Source organism: Paenibacillus zanthoxyli JH29, assembly GCF_000520715.1.
In the GTDB taxonomy this organism is placed as follows: Bacteria; Bacillota; Bacilli; order Paenibacillales; family Paenibacillaceae; genus Paenibacillus_AQ; species Paenibacillus_AQ zanthoxyli.
The window spans coordinates 1-15,883 of the sequence record NZ_ASSD01000635.1; the positions used below are offsets into that span (position 1 = coordinate 1).

Genomic DNA, 15,883 nt, shown 5'->3' on the forward strand with positions numbered 1-15,883 from the left:
GCCGCGTATGCCCGAGACCGAATCGATTGCCGATATGCACCCCTTTTCCATCCGGTCCCCGGTGGCGAAGCAGACCAATCATGTTCTGCAGCTCCGCTTCGAGGACCTGGTGTTCCGCATCCGTGTTAACAATGCCGCATATTCCGCACATACTTCCTCCCCGCGCCTCGACAGGCAATTAGAAATAATACCAGATAGTCTTGTAATCCCGGATATCCTCGCCCAGCGCTTCAAGCTTTGCCAAATAATTGCCGATTGGTTCATCCTTGAACAAAAAGGTGTTTACCGGAGCCATGTACTTCTCCCACGGGTAAAATTCATAGATTCGGCTTCCGTCCTTGTGGATCATAACGATATCGTGATCCTGCCAGGCGTTCAGATCATTTTTGCCAAGTGTAGGCACGTTGAATACCGGCTTGTCCGTCCTTACCGTCCCAGGGAGCAGGCGCGCCTCTTCCTTCTGCTCTTGAAGCAGCCGGGCAACGGGAACTTTAAAATTCGCCGTCTCTTCCTTGCCTTTCAGGTTAAATAAGTAATAGGGAGTGATACCGATAGACCGAAGCTGCTCCCTTAGAAAGCACGTCTCAAACTTCCGGCTGTTGTAAAGCGTGAATACCTGCTGATTGTAGATGTCGATTCCGGCTCTCTTCAGTTTAAGCGCGGCCTCCGCCGTCTCTTCGGATATCTCGTAGGCATGCTGAAAATGAGTCATCATCGTTACCGTTTTAAAGGGCGGCTTATGATAGGCGGACAGAATGCGCAGCAGCTCCTCGTCAAACCGCATCGGCATCGTCACCAGCGTCCGGGTCCCGATCCGGATTCGCCGGATATGTTCTATCTCGTACAGACTTCGGATGACATATTCCAGCATCTCGTTGCTAACGGTAAGCGGGTCGCCGCCCGTAATCAGCACTTCGCTGATCGAGGGATTGGACCGGAACCAGTCAAATGCTTTCTCCAGGTCCTGAAAAGCGGGCTGCGCCTCGTCTTCGTCCTCATCCGCAAGCTCCCAGTTCCGCTGACAGTACACGCAAATTTGGGGACACCACAAATAGGGCTTGACAATGGCGATCATCGCGTACCTTCGGGTTACGGATTGCTCGGGAGACGTATCCCGCTCATGCATGAAATCCAGCGATTCCCTTCCGCCGGAACAAACCTTGAGATAAGCATCAAGGTAAATCCTGTTCGGTATGACTTGCGCCCGCAAGCTGCGGTCCCGTCCGGACAAGGATGCTTCCATATCCATCAATGACAAATAATAGGGCGTTATCCCGAACGGCAGCCGGTGCTGCGTTGTCGCCCGGATCATCTCCTGCTCCTCATCCGTCAAGGAGATCATTTCGGCAATATCCTCCAAGCGTTGAAACCGGTGCCGCAGATGCCACTTGTAATCGGACCAATCGCTTTCCTCCGCGCCCAAATACCGCAGAATTCGCGCGCGCATCGCGTCTCTGCCCTTTTTCACCATCGGGTGCAGCCCTGTCATATACTCGTTTTTGCGGATATACTCCTCATATTGATTCGCCTTCCCATCCAGATGGACAGACCTGGCCTCCGCCGCTTCCCGGCCTTCCAGATGGACGAATTCGGGTACCTCCCGCTTGCAGATTCCCGACTTGGAGTAAATGCCCGACAGGCCGATCACACCTTTGAACAGATGAGTCATTTCCGCCAGAAATGCGTCGCTGACATCCGGCCAGTCTTCCTGCTTCCAATGCTCCGTCGCCATTTCCCATAGGACAGCAAGACAACTATGTCCCGTCTTCCGTTCATTTCCTTCAGAGATCAGATTGCGGAATACCGCGATACAGCTTCTTACATTCTTCTGTTCAAGCGGATGCAGCGGACAATCGCTCTTGAGAACGTTCTGTTCGCATTGGTTCAAATAATCAAACAGCCGCCCCCGGGCCTCCGCCACTGTCTCGCTCATCACCAAGAGCCGCAAAATATCTGGATTGGCATCCAGCCATTCGGTTATTTTTTCACGGGAAGCCATACTACCACCACACGCTTTCAGCCCGGTATTCATGAAGACATCAGGCTCTTCTCCACTTCTTCCGACAGGGTTAATGTCGTCTCCGCAGGGTCTTCAACTCGTCTCAAAGCTTCTTCTCTGGTAATTATCCCCTGCTGTACCAATAAACTCATTTCATAATCGTAGGGGTGGAAGCCGTAATGCTCCAAATGCTTCACAATTCCCAGCGAATTCAGGCGGCAGTTCGATGAATTGGGGTCTACATCCTCCGGTCTGACCCATCCAAGCTTGGAGATCGTGTCGTAAATGGTACGCTCGTCGTAGCCGATTAGCGGAAACGCATTGACGGTGTACGGAAACGGACGGGTTCGATATTCCTCTTTGCTCAGCATGACATAGTCATAAACCTCTTCGCCCAGACGATCCGCAAGCGGCCGGAACAGATTTTTCCTTAATTCGTAAGGTATTTTATTGTCCTGAAAAATGATCTCATTCTCCGACTGGATCAATTGGCCGGGACTGTTGCCCAGCATGACGAGCGGTATCCCCTTCTCTATGGCGACTCTCAGCGACATGGTGGTCACCATACGGATGCAAGAGATGCAAATTCCGCTGCCGAAACCGGTCAGATGGGGCGGATAGATGCCGGGCTCCGAACTGCCGAGAAAAATTTTGTTCATGATATCCGCCCGCGGCTTTACGATCAGATGGTCCACATCCATCGCATTCAGCACCGTCCGCATATTGCGGAAAGAAGCTTCAGACATATAGCCGTTATCAAAAGTACAGGCCAGCAGCGATAAGCCGTACTTCTCCTTCAAGGTATGAATCAGGAATGTGCTGTCCTTCCCCCCGCTGAACGCCACCAACGCATCGTATCTGCGCTTGACGGACTTGCAGTCCTCCAGCAGTTCCGACAGCCTGCCGCGTAATTTGTCATAAGAAGGCAAGGCCGATCTGTTCTCCGCTTGCCTGCACAGGGAGCACACTCCATCCGAATCGAACGTAATTCCGGGATAGGTCTCGGGCAGAACGCAACGTGTACAACGCTTCACAACGACATTCCTCCTGCCGGCTCCTTCAATAGGGACCGATTGATTTTTAATGTGGCCGTCTTGGGCAAACTGCCGCAAAATTCGACCTCATATGGAATCATGTAATGCGGCAAATTCCGTTTGCAGTGCAAGATGACATCCTGCACCTCAAGAGACGCGCCCTCCTCCCGGACAATGACCGCTTTAATGCGGACGTTGCCGTTAACGTCCGTTATGCCAACCACAGCGGCTTCCTTTATTCCGGGCATCCGGTTAAGGCCATCCTCGATTTCTTCAGGACTGACGCGGATTCCCATCAATTTGAGCATCATGTCCTTACGGCCCTCAATGTAAAGAAAGCCCTCTTCATCCAGCCAGCCCAAATCGCCCGTATAGAGCATTCCGTTCCTGAATGTCTCCGCCGTCAGCTTGGGAAGATTCCAGTAACCGGGTGAAACGAAGGCTCCACGGTGGGTAATTTCCCCGATCTCTCCGGGCCGGCAGGGCTCACCTTCCGGATTTACTATGCCAATTTCCACTCCCGGCAGCGGCTTGCCCGCCGAGGGGAATTTCCGTTCAAAGTCTTCCGGCAAGAGGCAGGTAGAGCGGAACGCCTCGGTGGTTCCGTACATCATGTAGAACAGGGTCTCGGGTAGCACAGACCGAAGTTTCTTTATTTCGTCGTGGGGAAATGCTTCCCCGATAATAGATATATATCTGAGATTCGGATAATGGTGCCCGGCAAAAGGCGAATGTCTTTGCAGCAGCATCCTCCAAAAGGAAGGAACGGCATGGAATCCGGTGATTCGTTCTGTCAACAAGGTACTGACAATATCTTTGGGGAAGACAGAATCTTGCAGAATCAGTGTTGCTCCGGCAAATACGGAAGTGAACAACTGGCTCAAAGCTCCGTCAAACGAAAATGGGGTGACGCTGATGATTCGGTCGCCGGCATGGTTCCCGAGCAGACCGGCTGATACGACCGTCGATTCATACAAGATACGATGGGTAACGACTATGCCCTTAGGTCTCCCGGTGGAACCAGAGGTATACAGAATGGCGGCGGGATCATCTTCCGACGCCGGGTTAGGCTCAATCTTTTCCAGTTTATCTACGGGTTTATATTCCGCCAGCGGCAGCGAAATCACATCCGGAACGGTCCCGGCAAGCTCCGCTTTAAGAAACGTTCCGGTTTTGCCTTCATGCAGAAACAGCAGCTTGATTCCGCAATCGGCCGCAATATGACGCAGCTGCTCTTCTTTAAAGAAGGGATTGATATGGACAAAGACGGCGCCAATTCTCATAATGGCGAATAAAGCGATGATTTCATCCAGGCATTTAGAAGAAAAGATGCCGACACGATCACCCTTATTAATCCCTTTGGATACAAGCAAGCCCACGGCGGCGTCCACCGCCGCTTCCGCTTCCATGTAGGTAAGCCCCTGGCCCTTGCAGCGAAAGGCCTCCTTGTCCGGCTGTTCAATTGCCGCTTTGGACAGCAATTCGGGAATGAACATCATTGGCGCACTCCAAGGCTCCGCTTCCTTTCCACAAGTCCCACCAAGCCGTCGATCGTGCCGAAGCTCTCCATATCCACATCCTCTTCGGATATCTCAAGCCCAAAGGTATTCTCCAGGAACGCCAGCAAATCAAGCACATCCAGTGAGGTTAAGATTCCTTGCTCAAATAAGTTGCTTGCATGATCGGACACCGGTTCATTGATCAATTCCTGTATAAAACCCGCAATAAGTTCTCTTTCGTTCATGATAAATGCCTCCTCTTGTCTTAAATAAGATCCTTATCACTGCCCGCAGCAACAGTCCTGAACGTTCCCGACTCTATGCAATGGATAAATTCCGGTATGACCCGGAACAAGTCTCCGACGATACCGTAGTCGGCATATTGAAAGATAGGCGCACCGGCATCGGAATTTATCGCAATAATCATCTCCGACTTATCCATGCCGACCGTATGCTGGAGCGCGCCCGAAATGCCGCATGCAATATAAAGACTCGGCTTTACGATAACGCCCGTTTGGCCAATTTGTCTTGAAGCTTCCAGCCATCCTTCATCTATCAGCGGGCGGGTAGCTCCAATCTCGGCCCCGATCGTCCTTGCCAGCTTCTGAATCAGCGGCAGATTCGCAGCTGCACCGATCCCCCGGCCGACAGCAACAATTGAATCAGCCTGTCCGAGGTCGAAACGCTTTCCTTCCCGCAATATCCTATTCCCCAGCGTATATACAGACTGCATCACAGGATATTCATCACTGAAATCCAGAATTATTCCTGCGGGATGCCCGGAACGATCGGCTCTCTGGAAGGCGCGTTCTTTCAGCGTCGCCATCTGGGGAGAATGATGCGGAATGACGATCCGGGCCAGAACGCCGCCGCCAAGCGCAGGACGGGTAATAATCAACCGGCGGGTTTCCGGCTCCAAGCTTAGATCGGTGCAATCCGCGCACAATCCGGTTCCCAGCTTTGCTGCGATTCGCGGAAACAGGGAACGGCCGTGTTCCGTTGCTCCGCCGAGGAATATATCCGGCTGTCTTCTCGCCAGCACATCGGCGGTTATACGGGTAAGTACATCTTCCGCATAGGAAGGAAGCCAGTCCAAATCAAGCAGCCATACCTCGTGGGCACCGCAGCGCATCACTTCCCCGGCAAGCTGACGGCTGCCGTTTCCCGCTATGATCGCCGCTATTTTGAAGGAATCCGACTCTCCGGTGAGCGACCTGGCGGCCCCGATTGTCTCATAGGACGATTCGTCGATAACTCCGCCGGTGTGTTCGATATAAACGCATATCACAGTGGGCTGACGTTCGCTGACCTCATCCGCCGCTGCGGAATTGTTCGCCGGCTCCTCCCTGTCCTCTTCCGGCCATTCGGCCGAATCCTGGCGTATCGCCTTATTCGGACATAATGATGCGCAAAATCCGCACTCCATGCATCGCTCATCGTCGATGACTGCCACGGTTCCGATAACAGATATGGCCTCGACCGGGCACATGCTCCTGCATATTCCACACCCGCTGCAGTCAGTCTCGTGAATGATCAAGCTCTATCCTCCTCCCTCCTGACCTTTGGCGCGGATTAACCCGAGCCGGGATACCAACCGGGAAACGCAGGCCGTATCCTCTTCAAAAATGCTGAGTTCAGCCTCTTGGCGTTTGCCGGCTTTGACCAAACGGGTCATCTCCAGCACTCGCGTCGGCGATCCCTGAAGTCCCATTCTTCCCGGGTCAGCGGCCAAGTGTTCCTCCGTCCAGATCGTTATCGTCTCCCTTCTCGCCCGGAGCGTTCCCCGTATCGTAGGCAGCCTTGGACGGTTGCTATGCTTTCGCACGCTGAACAAAGCGGGGAGCGGCAGAACATACTCAAGCTCACAATCACCGCTTTCCTTGATAGCGGATATCTCCGGACTCCCGTCCTCATACCGGACGTCGATCACTCTCGTCAAATGGGGAATGCCTAAATACTCGGCTATTTCGGGACCGACTTGTCCCGTCTCCCCATCCGAAGATTGCTCTCCCGTAAAAATCAAGTCATACGGAGAAAGCTTCCGAATCGATGCGGCCAAAGTATAGGAAGTCGCCAGCGTGTCCGCTCCCGCAAAGACCGGCGAGGACAAGAGTATGGCTCTATCGGCTCCCAAACCTAAAGCTTCCTTCAGCGGTCCGGCGCATTGGGCCGGTCCCATTGAAATGCAGGCCACCCTTCCCCCGTAAGTCTCTTTGAGTTTAAGCGCAGCTTCCAAGGCAAACATATCGTTCAGGTTATTGCGCAATTCGAACTGATCCCTGCCCGCCAAGTTGTCGGAAGCACTTTCCATAACCGGAATCTGCTTGAGGCAAACAACAATCTCCAATCATTTCACCTCACTTTGGCTTGGTTTGCGGTCGCAAATTCACACCTTCATAACAATGGGTATTTCGTCATTTAATTTAAATTCATGGAATATAACAACATTTTTTACCAACGATATTAGGATAATCTTAATACACGTTATACCCTATGAAAAATGTCACCTTTTTATATTTTTGTACATTTTTTGGATATTAGCGAAAATTTAGTTATTCACGATGCAAAGAAAGCCAAATAAGCTGCACCGGTACATAAGTACGGAAGCAGCTCATTTGGCTTTTTGTCAGCAGCTATAATCAGTATCTATAAAATGTTGTCATTGTCATCTGCCATGCCGTCCAGGGCAGACAGGTCCTATCTTATTCGCCGCACCTCGAAGGCGGAGCTTCGCTGCCGGCCTCGACATTGATTTTTTCCGAAACGGTGTCCTGGATGACGGATACGACCAGCTGCAGCAGGTAATTAATATCGGTTTGGCTCTGCTGGAATTCGGTGACCAGTGGAATGCTGTCGATCTCGTCCTGAAGCTCATTAATTTCGCCCTCAATCTTGGCCACCATCTCTTTATTTCCGAAGCTTTCGAAGGCGACGATTTCCTTCTGCTTCTTCTTCATCTGGGCAATCAATCCCTGGACACGTTCATGGTTCCGGATTTTCTCCTCGGCTTGCTGAAACTGCTTAACCTCTTCACTGGTCGATATCAGCGACGCGAGCTCCTTAGCCTTGGCCATGATGTCGTCACGTACGATGAGATCGCGGGTATCATAGGACATCATCCCGTAATTATTCACACGGCCTTTCTCCTCTGTCATACAGGGTCGCTCACTTTCGTTATGGAGTTAATGGACGGCGGCGGCTTCGGCCACGTAATCGCCTTTGATGTACCAGGTCTTAGTATCGGTAATCCGCACCTTGATAAAGCTGCCGATAAGCTCCTTCGGTCCTTCAAAATGAACCAGCTTGTTGCTGCGGGTCCGTCCGGACAGGACGGCGGCGTTATTTTTGCTCTCTCCTTCGACCAGCACCTCAACCGTCTGTCCAAGCATCCGGTCATTGCCGATCCGGCTCTGCTCGCTGATCAACTCGTTCAACCGCCGCAGCCGGTCGCTCTTGACCTCTGCCGGCACATTATCCTCCATAGCGGCCGCCGGAGTTCCTTCACGGGGAGAATAAATAAAGGTGTAGGCCATGTCGAAGCCAACCTCGCGCACGAGCGACAGCGTTTCCTCGAATTGCTCCTCCGTCTCGCCGGGGAAGCCGACGATAATATCCGTGGTCAGCACAAGATCCTTGACCGATGCTTTCAGCTTGCTGACGAGTTTCAGGAAAGTCTCCCGGCTGTACTTGCGGCTCATTTTCTTCAGAATGGCATTGCTGCCAGACTGAACAGGCAGATGGATGCTCTCCATCAGATTGCCTCCCTTGCCCAGCACTTCCACAAGCTTATCGTCAAAATCACGCGGGTGGGACGTCATGAACCGGATACGTGGGATGTCAATCTTCCGCAGGTCGTCCATCAAATCGCCAAACGTATAATCGATATCGCTAAAATCCTTGCCGTAAGCGTTCACGTTCTGCCCGAGCAGCGTCACCTCCTTGAAGCCCTGGCGGGCCAGATCGCGAAGCTCCGCAATCACGTCATCGGGACGGCGGCTTCGTTCCTTGCCCCGAGTGTACGGAACGATGCAGTACGTACAGAATTTGTCACAGCCGTACATGATGTTGACCCAGGCGCGCATCCCCTCCCTTTTTTTCGGCAGGTTCTCGATAATGTCGCCTTCCTTGGACCAGACCTCCACAACCAGTTCCTTGCTGAACATCGCTTCCTTAATCAATGCAGGCAGGCGGTGGATATTATGCGTTCCGAATATCATATCAACAAAGCCGTGCTTCGCCATGATCCGGCTTACGACTCCCTCTTCCTGGGACATGCAGCCGCAGACGCCGAGCAAGAGGCCCGGTTTCTCCGTCTTCAGATGCTTGAGGTGGCCGAGCTCCCCGAATACCTTATCTTCGGCGTTCTCCCGGATGGCGCAAGTATTGAGCAGAATTATATCCGCCTGATTCCGGTCCTCCGTGCTCCGGTAGCCCATCTGCTCCAGCAGACCTTTCATGGTCTCGGTATCATGCTCATTCATTTGACAGCCGTAGGTCGTGATGGAATACAATTTACCTTCGCCAAAAGCTTTCATGTCCTCAGGAATGGCAAAATCGTAGTGGACCTGAATGTCTTCCTTGCCGCGCCGTTTGCCTTCCTTATAGTCGGGCTGGCTGTTCACCTGAATCGTTCTTCCCTTGATGCGATATGTGGTCTTGCCCTCTTCCTCGCTGATTACCTTCGCTCCGCTAAAATCGAAGTATTTGGAGTAATCCTTGGCACCCTTGCCGGATTTTAAGTCCGGTGAGTTGTTCTCCTTGTTCATGCTGTCACATCCTCTATTCGAAAACGATGAATTTTAGGTTTGCTTGCAATTAAAAATTATAACATAGTGCCGTGGAATATATCCATATGCTCAAATTTTAGATTGTTTTGCGAAGGCGGGAAGCCATCGGATTATTTAACCAGTTCCGTAAACGTCGCGGATACCGCCTCGGCCAGCCTGCCGGGAGGAAGTTCCATCTGCATGCCTATTTTGCCGGCGCTCACCGCTATTTTTTCCAGCGTTTCGGCGCTTCGGTCGATGAATGTGGGGTAATGTTTTTTCATACCGACCGGTGAGCAACCGCCCCGGATATATCCGGTCCATTTTTGCAGATCCTTCACGGGCAGCATTTCAATCTTCTTCACTCCAGCAGCCTTGGCCGCTTTTTTCAGATCAAGTTCTTCCGCAACCGGGATGACAAAGACATACAGATTACTGCTGCTGTGCGAGACCAGTGTCTTAAACACGCTCTCCGGAGGTCTGCCGACCTTCTCCGCAACGGCCGTTCCATGAATTTGGCCATCCTCATTGTCATAGGAAAGGATTTCGTAGGGTATTTTATGGGCATCCAAGATTCTTAGTGCATTCGTTTTGCTGACCTGCATAGCTGCTCATTGACCTCCGTTCGCTAAATCGCATATTTTTATTATACTTTTTAGCATAGGGAATTCCCAGACCTAAGGGGAGCGGCTCAGACTTCGGCAAAATTGACATTCGAACCGATTTATAAGGCAGCTTATTAACACGTGTCTAATGATCCGGATATATACTAAAACCAGATAGCAGTTGAAAGGAGCGAGGCCCTTGCCCAACCTATGGATGCATATCGAATACGGACGGCAGATTAAAAATGATTTGCAATCATTCTTCCCCTTCGGGGGCGGTTCTTCCGAGCATGCTCTCCTCTACCAGTTGGGCTGCCAGGGTCCGGATTTACTGTACTACCACAGCTTTCTTCCCTGGAGCCGTGATATTGGTGCGGCCCGGCTTAGTGATCTGATGCACAGCCAAAGCTGCGGTGGAGTGCTGATAGCGTTCTGGAATAAGATTCTTCGGCTTCCGCTTCAGGAACGGGGACCGGCGGCGGCTTATTTTGCGGGTTTCCTGACTCATCATCTGCTGGACCGTAATCTCCACCCTTATATTAATTGGAAATCCGGTTACAAGCACAGGGATCATCAACGGTTCGAGGTGGCACTGGATACGGTGTTCATCAAATATCTGAACGGCCGGAACACATGGAAAATCCCCGGATGGAAGGAGATCGATGCCGGTCCGGCTCTCCCCGCCAGCATTGTAGATATTTTGCATGAATCGGCTTGTACATTTTATCCTGAAGCGGCGAATTTCCCGAAATCAGGCTGGCAGCAGGCGTACCGTGATATGGTCAAAGCCCAAAAACTCCTCTACGACCCGCATGGCTGGAAGAAAAAATTGATCCACGGACCGAACTCCGCTCTGTTCTACCGCAAGCTAACGGCAGCCGAGGAAAAGCTAGATTTCCTTAACGAGCGAAATGCCCCATGGAGGCATTCAGCGCTGTATTCGGAGGTCAGAACGGACAGTATGCTGCAGCTGTGGGAGCAGGCGCTTACGGAGGGACGAATGATTTTAAAAGCCTTGTCAGCCTGGATGCTGGCGGATTCCCGCAAAGAAGCGGAAGTCATGCGCGAGCGGTTCCGGCTTGCTCTCGGCGACCGGTCCTACGACACAGGCAAGGATTGCGGTTCCAATCTGGTCAATCAGTATGCCGAGCCAATCTGGGGAACAGCCGCCGTAAACGGATGGGGATAATATACAAAATAAAGGCAAACAGCGAAGCTGCAGTCCTGTGAGAACGAGCTTCGCTGTTTATATTTGTAGGAGTTGTACACATCGTTACGCTAGGTTAAGTAACCAGACGTTCCGTTTCAGCGGAAACCGGCCCTCCGTTGTCTGTAAATCTACCCTGTAGGCTGTCGTTCTTCCCGCGCTCCACATCCACCTTCATTAGGATCACAATGCCGAGTCCAAAGAACAGCAGCAGAGAAAGTATCCCCATTCGGGAGCTGCCGGTAAGCTGGCCGACCAGACCGAAGAAGAAGGGTCCGAAAATCGAAGAAAATTTGCTCGTAATGTTGACAAAGCCGAACAGCTCGCCCGTACGCCCCATAGGCATCAAATCGCTCAGCAATGATCGTGAAATGGATTGGCTTCCACCTTGGACAAGACCGACCATGACCGCAAGCAAGTAAAAATGCAAGGCTTGGGTCATCCAGTAGCCGAGCGCCACGATGAGCACATACATGAACAGCGAAGCCAACAGCGTACGTTTCGGGCCGAACCGAACCGCCGCTTTTCCGAGCAGCAGGGTGCTGGGGAAGCCGACAAACTGTGTAATGAGAAGGGCCAGTATAAGATCGCTCGTTCCGATGCCAATCGTGGTTCCATAGATGGTCGCCATCAATATGATGGTATTGATCCCGTCATTGTAGAACCAGAAGGCCGCAATCAGCTTAAACAGCTGAGGGTAGCGCCGGATATCCCGGTAAGCCCCCGCAATGCGCTTAAGTCCGGATCGGACATATCCCGCTGCGGTTAGCCCCGAAGTCTGGCGCTCCAAATTCGGCACCCGGCGCATGACCGGCAGCGCAAACAGCAGCCACCACACCCCCACAGTGACAAAAGCCCAGCGCGTACCCGTCAGCCCGTCGCTTATTCCGAACAGCGAAGGCTTCTGAATCATAAGCAAATTCAGCGCAAGCAGAATGCCGCCGCCCACATAACCGGCTGCATATCCTTTGGAGGAGATTTCGTCCCTTCGTTCGGGGGGAACGAGATCGGGCAGCATGGAGTCGTAGAAAGCATTGCCCCCTGAAAATCCGAGCGTTGACAATACAAGGAAAGCCGAAGCCATCAGCCAATCTCCTCGTTCCACCAAAGCGAAACAGGAGGTAGACACGATGCCAAGCAGCGTAAAGCATGTTAAGAAGGTTGTCTTCCGGCCGGAAAGATCAGAAATTGCGCCAAGCAGCGGCGACAATATAGCAACCAGCGCCATTCCGATGGCATGGGTGTATGCCAAATAGGACGCCGCCGTTGTCTTTTCCAATCCGTCAGCGGCAACCGAACTGTAAAATACCGGAAGAACAGCCGCCAACACTGTGGTCGCATAAGCGGAATTGGCCCAATCATACATAATCCACGCCCGAACAGCAGATTTATTCACATCTTCACCTTCCCTCTCCAAAGCCCCTGCCCGATCAACCAAGCAGCTAAGAGCCGGCATCTTTGCTTCTATTATACCGAATATAGGGAGAGGGAGTGTTCAATAAATGTTCACGGAGTATAAAATGCTAAACAGCGGAGGATTTCTCCCCCGCTGTTATCAAACATCATATGGATAATAGCCTGCTTAGGCTTAGCTTAGTCAACGATTTCAGCCGTGTCTCCGTTGCTTGCTCCTGCAGCGTTTGCTTCGTCCGTATCAATATGCATATCGAGCGCAAAGCTGTCAGATACGCGGGCAATTACGTTCTCCAGAATGAGACCGCGTTCTCCGCCAAGGCGGACTTTCAACAGCTGCTTGTCGGCAATGCCCCATTTCTCGGCATCGGAGGTATGGAAATGAATGTGACGGGCCGCCACAATAACACCCTTCTCCAGTAAAACTTCGCCTGCCGGTCCTTTCAGCGTAAGGCCAGGCGTTCCTTCAATGCTGCCGGATTCGCGTACAGGCGCCTTTACGCCGATAGCGAAAGCATCCGTACGGGAGATTTCAACCTGCGAGGCCGGACGCACCGGTCCCAAAATTCTGACTTTGTCGAATTTGCCTTTGCTGCCGATTACCGCAACGGTTTCGTTGGCAGCGAATTGTCCAGGTTGGGAGAGCGGTTTGAATTCAGTCAGCTGGTAGCCGGGTCCGAACAGCGCCTCCACATGTTCTTGCGTTAGGTGAATATGTCTAGCCGACACACCTACAGGTACTGTCTTACTCATTACTTCAGTCACTCCTTGTATTTTCTCTATTATCTGTACAAGCCAAGGAACATTATACAACTATTTAACCAAAAATAAAAAGGAACCTGCTCATCTTCAGGCTCCTTTTTGGGAATAGTTCGTATTTTCGTCAATTCATTTTGAGACGTACATCTCCCTCATTCAGCTTTTGGTGCGGAAGGCAGGTTGCTCGCCAGATAGCTTACGGCATTCCCGTATAGCCATCCTCTTACCGATTCTTCGGAGTAATGACGCAGCAGCAGTTCCGCCAAAGCCGGATAGCGGCCCGGATGCTCCAAGCCTTTAATCCAGGAGTCGATGCCGTCAAAGTCGGAGCCGAACATCAGATGCTTTTCTCCCCCAAGGGTACAAATATGCTCGATATGTCTTAAGAGATCCTCCGGCACAGCCTCTCCGCTATCGGTCACGAACCACGGGACAAAAGTAAGCCCCATGCGCCCTTCCAAGCTGATAACCGCCCTAATCTGATCATCGGTTAAGTTCCGCGGATGACCGCAGACCGCTTTTGCATTAGAGTGGGACGCAATAAACGGGCGGCGAGAAAGCTCCGCCAGTTCCCAGAATCCGGCCTCCGACAGATGCGAGACGTCCAGCAGCAAGCCGCTTCCGTTGCACCACTCGACAAGCTCCCGGCCTTTTTCCGTAAAACCTCCATTCCGCTTCTCAAGTACACCATCCGCCGCCCAGTTGGCATAATTCCAAGTCAGACCCAAAAAGCGTACGCCTAGCTCAAAGATCAGCTCCGCATAGAACAGATTTCCCTCCAAGCCGTCAGCTCCTTCAAGCGACAGCATACCCCAACGTGAACCTCCCCCCAAAGGATCAGCTAAACCGGCAGCTTCCTCCTTCCAGTGCAACGGCCGAAGTCCTCCCCTGTCCGCCACTTTTCTCCGGTAAAGTTCAATTTGCCGCAGCACATGCTCAAACCGGGGCTTCCCCCACTTCTGTGACAAATAAATGGCAAAGCACTGCATCCGCAAACCGCCCGCCCGCAGTCTCTCTCCGGTCACATCCAGCCGTCCATCAGCCATAAAATCAATGGAGGGATTCTCCAGCATTTTGCTCAGCGCATCACAATGAAAATCCACTACCGGGAAATGTACTTTCCCCTGTCCTTGCGGTTCTACTGGATTCATCAGTCTGTCCTCCTTTTTTACCCAAAGCAAAAAAACCTGTCTACAGGCGTAAACAGGCTTACATTTATACTTCTATTTATTATCTAGGCTCAACAATTAACTTAATGGCAGTACGGTCTTCCCCATCAATGACAATGTCGGTAAAGGCTGGGATACAAATCAGGTCAACGCCGCTGGGAGCGACAAATCCCCGGGCAATAGCAACAGCTTTGATCGCTTGATTCAGAGCTCCTGCTCCAATGGCCTGAAGTTCGGCCGCTCCACGTTCGCGAAGAACACCTGCTAATGCGCCGGCAACGGAATTCGGATTGGATTTAGCTGATACTTTTAATACATCCATAGTAAGTACCTCCCCTGGGATAAATAATGGTGTTCTTCCACTACTTTGATGTTATTCGCGTGCAAAAGAAAAATTCCTTCTTTTTGCGAATCCCTTTGCAGAAATTGGTACAAAAGATGCTGTTAAGCGATATAATAAAGATCACACTTTTTCCCTAACCGAAAAAACCTGTCCGAAATACCTACATCCCATCCTTTCGTCCTAATCCATTACCCACTCGTCTTCGCGCATTCGAATCTTTTCCAGACGCTTCGCTTTGCCGGAGTCCTCGTCCAGCTCCACAAACAATCCGTGAAGCATCCATTTTCCCTCATCCACCACAAAACGGGACGGAAGCTGGGTTGTGAATTTATAGAGTACCGCATCTTTTTCCATACCCAAAATTCCTTCCCTTGAACCAACCATGCCCGCATCGGTCAAATAAGCCGTTCCTCCAGGCAAAATGATGTCATCATTGCTCTGGACATGGGTATGAGTACCTACGACAATAGATGCACGTCCATCCATGAACCAGCCCATTGCTATTTTCTCGGATGTGGCTTCCGCGTGAAAATCGACCAAAATGCACTTATGCTGTCTCCGCAGTTCTTCCACAATTTCTTCACCGACTCGGAAAGGACAATCGATCGCCGGCAAAAAGGTACGCCCCTGCAAATTGACGATTGCCAGCTGCTTACCGTTTCCTTTGACCACCGTGTAACCTTGGCCGGGTGTACCCGGAGGAAAATTGGCCGGACGCACCATACGCGGCTCATCATCGATAAATTCAAAGATGTTCTTGTTATCCCATGTGTGATTGCCCATCGTGATCCCATGAACACCCCAATTGAAAAATTCATTCGCAATCGCAGATGTAATGCCTCTCCCGGCTGCGGCATTTTCACCATTAGCGATAATAATATGCGGCTGATATTTGCTCTTCAGGGAAGGAAGCGTTTCCCGCAGCGCTTTGCGACCGGTATTGCCTACAATGTCGCCGATAAATAAAACTTTAATGTTGATCTCCTCCTACTGTAAAAACACCGGTTTCTCGCAGAAATATAAGACAAAATGATAAGCACTCAGTTTATAAGTTCTTATATTTTAAAGAAAAGTGGCGCCTTAAAGGCG

General features: G+C 51.5%; 15 protein-coding genes. 1 reads left to right on the top strand and 14 read right to left on the bottom strand.

Annotation, left to right across the window (positions count from 1 at the left end; genetic code table 11):
• Positions 1-178: 178 nt before the first annotated feature.
• From L691_RS0124280 to ybaK, 9 genes are all read right to left on the bottom strand, one after another.
• A complete protein-coding gene (locus L691_RS0124280) occupies positions 179-2,032 on the bottom strand; it encodes a KamA family radical SAM protein (protein WP_198023110.1) in 1,854 nt (617 codons plus the stop codon).
• Positions 2,029-3,033: an adenine nucleotide alpha hydrolase family protein gene (locus L691_RS0124285; RefSeq protein WP_025692841.1), complete on the bottom strand. Its 1,005-nt coding sequence runs from the start codon at positions 3,031-3,033 to the stop codon at positions 2,029-2,031. The genes L691_RS0124280 and L691_RS0124285 overlap by 4 nt, the downstream gene beginning before the upstream one ends.
• A complete protein-coding gene (locus tag L691_RS0124290; protein ID WP_084654453.1) occupies positions 3,030-4,532 on the bottom strand; it encodes an AMP-binding protein in 1,503 nt (500 codons plus the stop codon). Before L691_RS0124290 ends, L691_RS0124285 begins: the two co-directional genes overlap by 4 nt.
• Positions 4,529-4,777, bottom strand: a complete 249-nt coding sequence (locus L691_RS0124295; protein ID WP_025692843.1) for an acyl carrier protein — start codon at positions 4,775-4,777, stop codon at positions 4,529-4,531. Before L691_RS0124295 ends, L691_RS0124290 begins: the two co-directional genes overlap by 4 nt.
• A 20-nt stretch (positions 4,778-4,797) precedes the next feature.
• Entirely contained in the window at positions 4,798-6,069 is a 1,272-nt protein-coding gene (locus L691_RS0124300) for an electron transfer flavoprotein subunit alpha (protein ID WP_025692844.1), read from the bottom strand.
• A gap of 3 nt (positions 6,070-6,072) precedes the next feature.
• Positions 6,073-6,879, bottom strand: coding sequence for an electron transfer flavoprotein subunit beta/FixA family protein (locus L691_RS0124305; protein WP_025692845.1), 807 nt, complete (start codon positions 6,877-6,879; stop codon positions 6,073-6,075).
• Between the two features lie 355 nt (positions 6,880-7,234).
• Positions 7,235-7,687 carry a RicAFT regulatory complex protein RicA family protein gene (locus tag L691_RS0124310; protein ID WP_025692846.1) on the bottom strand — a complete coding sequence of 151 codons (453 nt, stop codon included), beginning with the start codon at positions 7,685-7,687 and terminating at the stop codon, positions 7,235-7,237.
• Between the two features lie 27 nt (positions 7,688-7,714).
• Positions 7,715-9,298 carry a tRNA (N6-isopentenyl adenosine(37)-C2)-methylthiotransferase MiaB gene (gene miaB, locus L691_RS0124315; protein WP_025692847.1) on the bottom strand — a complete coding sequence of 528 codons (1,584 nt, stop codon included), beginning with the start codon at positions 9,296-9,298 and terminating at the stop codon, positions 7,715-7,717.
• A gap of 131 nt (positions 9,299-9,429) precedes the next feature.
• Complete coding sequence (ybaK, locus tag L691_RS0124320; protein ID WP_025692848.1) at positions 9,430-9,903, bottom strand: Cys-tRNA(Pro) deacylase; 474 nt, start codon at positions 9,901-9,903, stop codon at positions 9,430-9,432.
• Between the two features lie 199 nt (positions 9,904-10,102).
• On the opposite strand from ybaK, the gene L691_RS0124325 reads away from it, so the two are divergent.
• Positions 10,103-11,092 (top strand): zinc dependent phospholipase C family protein, encoded by a 990-nt coding sequence (locus L691_RS0124325; RefSeq protein WP_025692849.1) that lies wholly within the window; start codon positions 10,103-10,105, stop codon positions 11,090-11,092.
• 94 nt (positions 11,093-11,186) lie between these two features.
• Here L691_RS0124325 and L691_RS0124330 read toward each other — a convergent pair whose 3' ends face one another.
• From L691_RS0124330 to L691_RS0124350, 5 genes are all read right to left on the bottom strand, one after another.
• On the bottom strand, positions 11,187-12,506 hold the full coding sequence (locus L691_RS0124330) for an MFS transporter (RefSeq protein WP_025692850.1): 1,320 nt from the start codon (positions 12,504-12,506) through the stop codon (positions 11,187-11,189).
• A 197-nt stretch (positions 12,507-12,703) separates the two neighbouring features.
• Positions 12,704-13,276 (bottom strand): phosphate propanoyltransferase, encoded by a 573-nt coding sequence (gene pduL, locus L691_RS0124335; RefSeq protein ID WP_025692851.1) that lies wholly within the window; start codon positions 13,274-13,276, stop codon positions 12,704-12,706.
• Between the two features lie 158 nt (positions 13,277-13,434).
• Positions 13,435-14,433, bottom strand: a complete 999-nt coding sequence (locus tag L691_RS0124340) for a dipeptidase (protein ID WP_025692852.1) — start codon at positions 14,431-14,433, stop codon at positions 13,435-13,437.
• A gap of 79 nt (positions 14,434-14,512) precedes the next feature.
• Positions 14,513-14,773, bottom strand: coding sequence for a stage V sporulation protein S (locus L691_RS0124345; RefSeq protein WP_025335291.1), 261 nt, complete (start codon positions 14,771-14,773; stop codon positions 14,513-14,515).
• A gap of 201 nt (positions 14,774-14,974) precedes the next feature.
• Positions 14,975-15,769, bottom strand: coding sequence for a TIGR00282 family metallophosphoesterase (locus L691_RS0124350; RefSeq protein ID WP_025692853.1), 795 nt, complete (start codon positions 15,767-15,769; stop codon positions 14,975-14,977).
• Between the last annotated feature and the right edge of the window lie 114 nt (positions 15,770-15,883).

Bases quoted from the DNA above. Each gene is read 5' to 3' on its own strand.
- L691_RS0124345 (WP_025335291.1), bottom strand. From the start codon at position 14,773: ATGGATGTATTAAAAGTATCAGCTAAATCCAATCCGAATTCCGTTGCC.
- miaB (WP_025692847.1), bottom strand. From the start codon at position 9,298: ATGAACAAGGAGAACAACTCACCGGACTTAAAATCCGGCAAGGGTGCC.
- ybaK (WP_025692848.1), bottom strand. From the start codon at position 9,903: ATGCAGGTCAGCAAAACGAATGCACTAAGAATCTTGGATGCCCATAAA.
- pduL (WP_025692851.1), bottom strand. From the start codon at position 13,276: ATGAGTAAGACAGTACCTGTAGGTGTGTCGGCTAGACATATTCACCTA.
- L691_RS0124295 (WP_025692843.1), bottom strand. From the start codon at position 4,777: ATGAACGAAAGAGAACTTATTGCGGGTTTTATACAGGAATTGATCAAT.
- L691_RS0124340 (WP_025692852.1), bottom strand. From the start codon at position 14,433: ATGAATCCAGTAGAACCGCAAGGACAGGGGAAAGTACATTTCCCGGTA.
- L691_RS0124290 (WP_084654453.1), bottom strand. From the start codon at position 4,532: ATGATGTTCATTCCCGAATTGCTGTCCAAAGCGGCAATTGAACAGCCG.
- L691_RS0124280 (WP_198023110.1), bottom strand. From the start codon at position 2,032: ATGAATACCGGGCTGAAAGCGTGTGGTGGTAGTATGGCTTCCCGTGAA.
- L691_RS0124310 (WP_025692846.1), bottom strand. From the start codon at position 7,687: ATGACAGAGGAGAAAGGCCGTGTGAATAATTACGGGATGATGTCCTAT.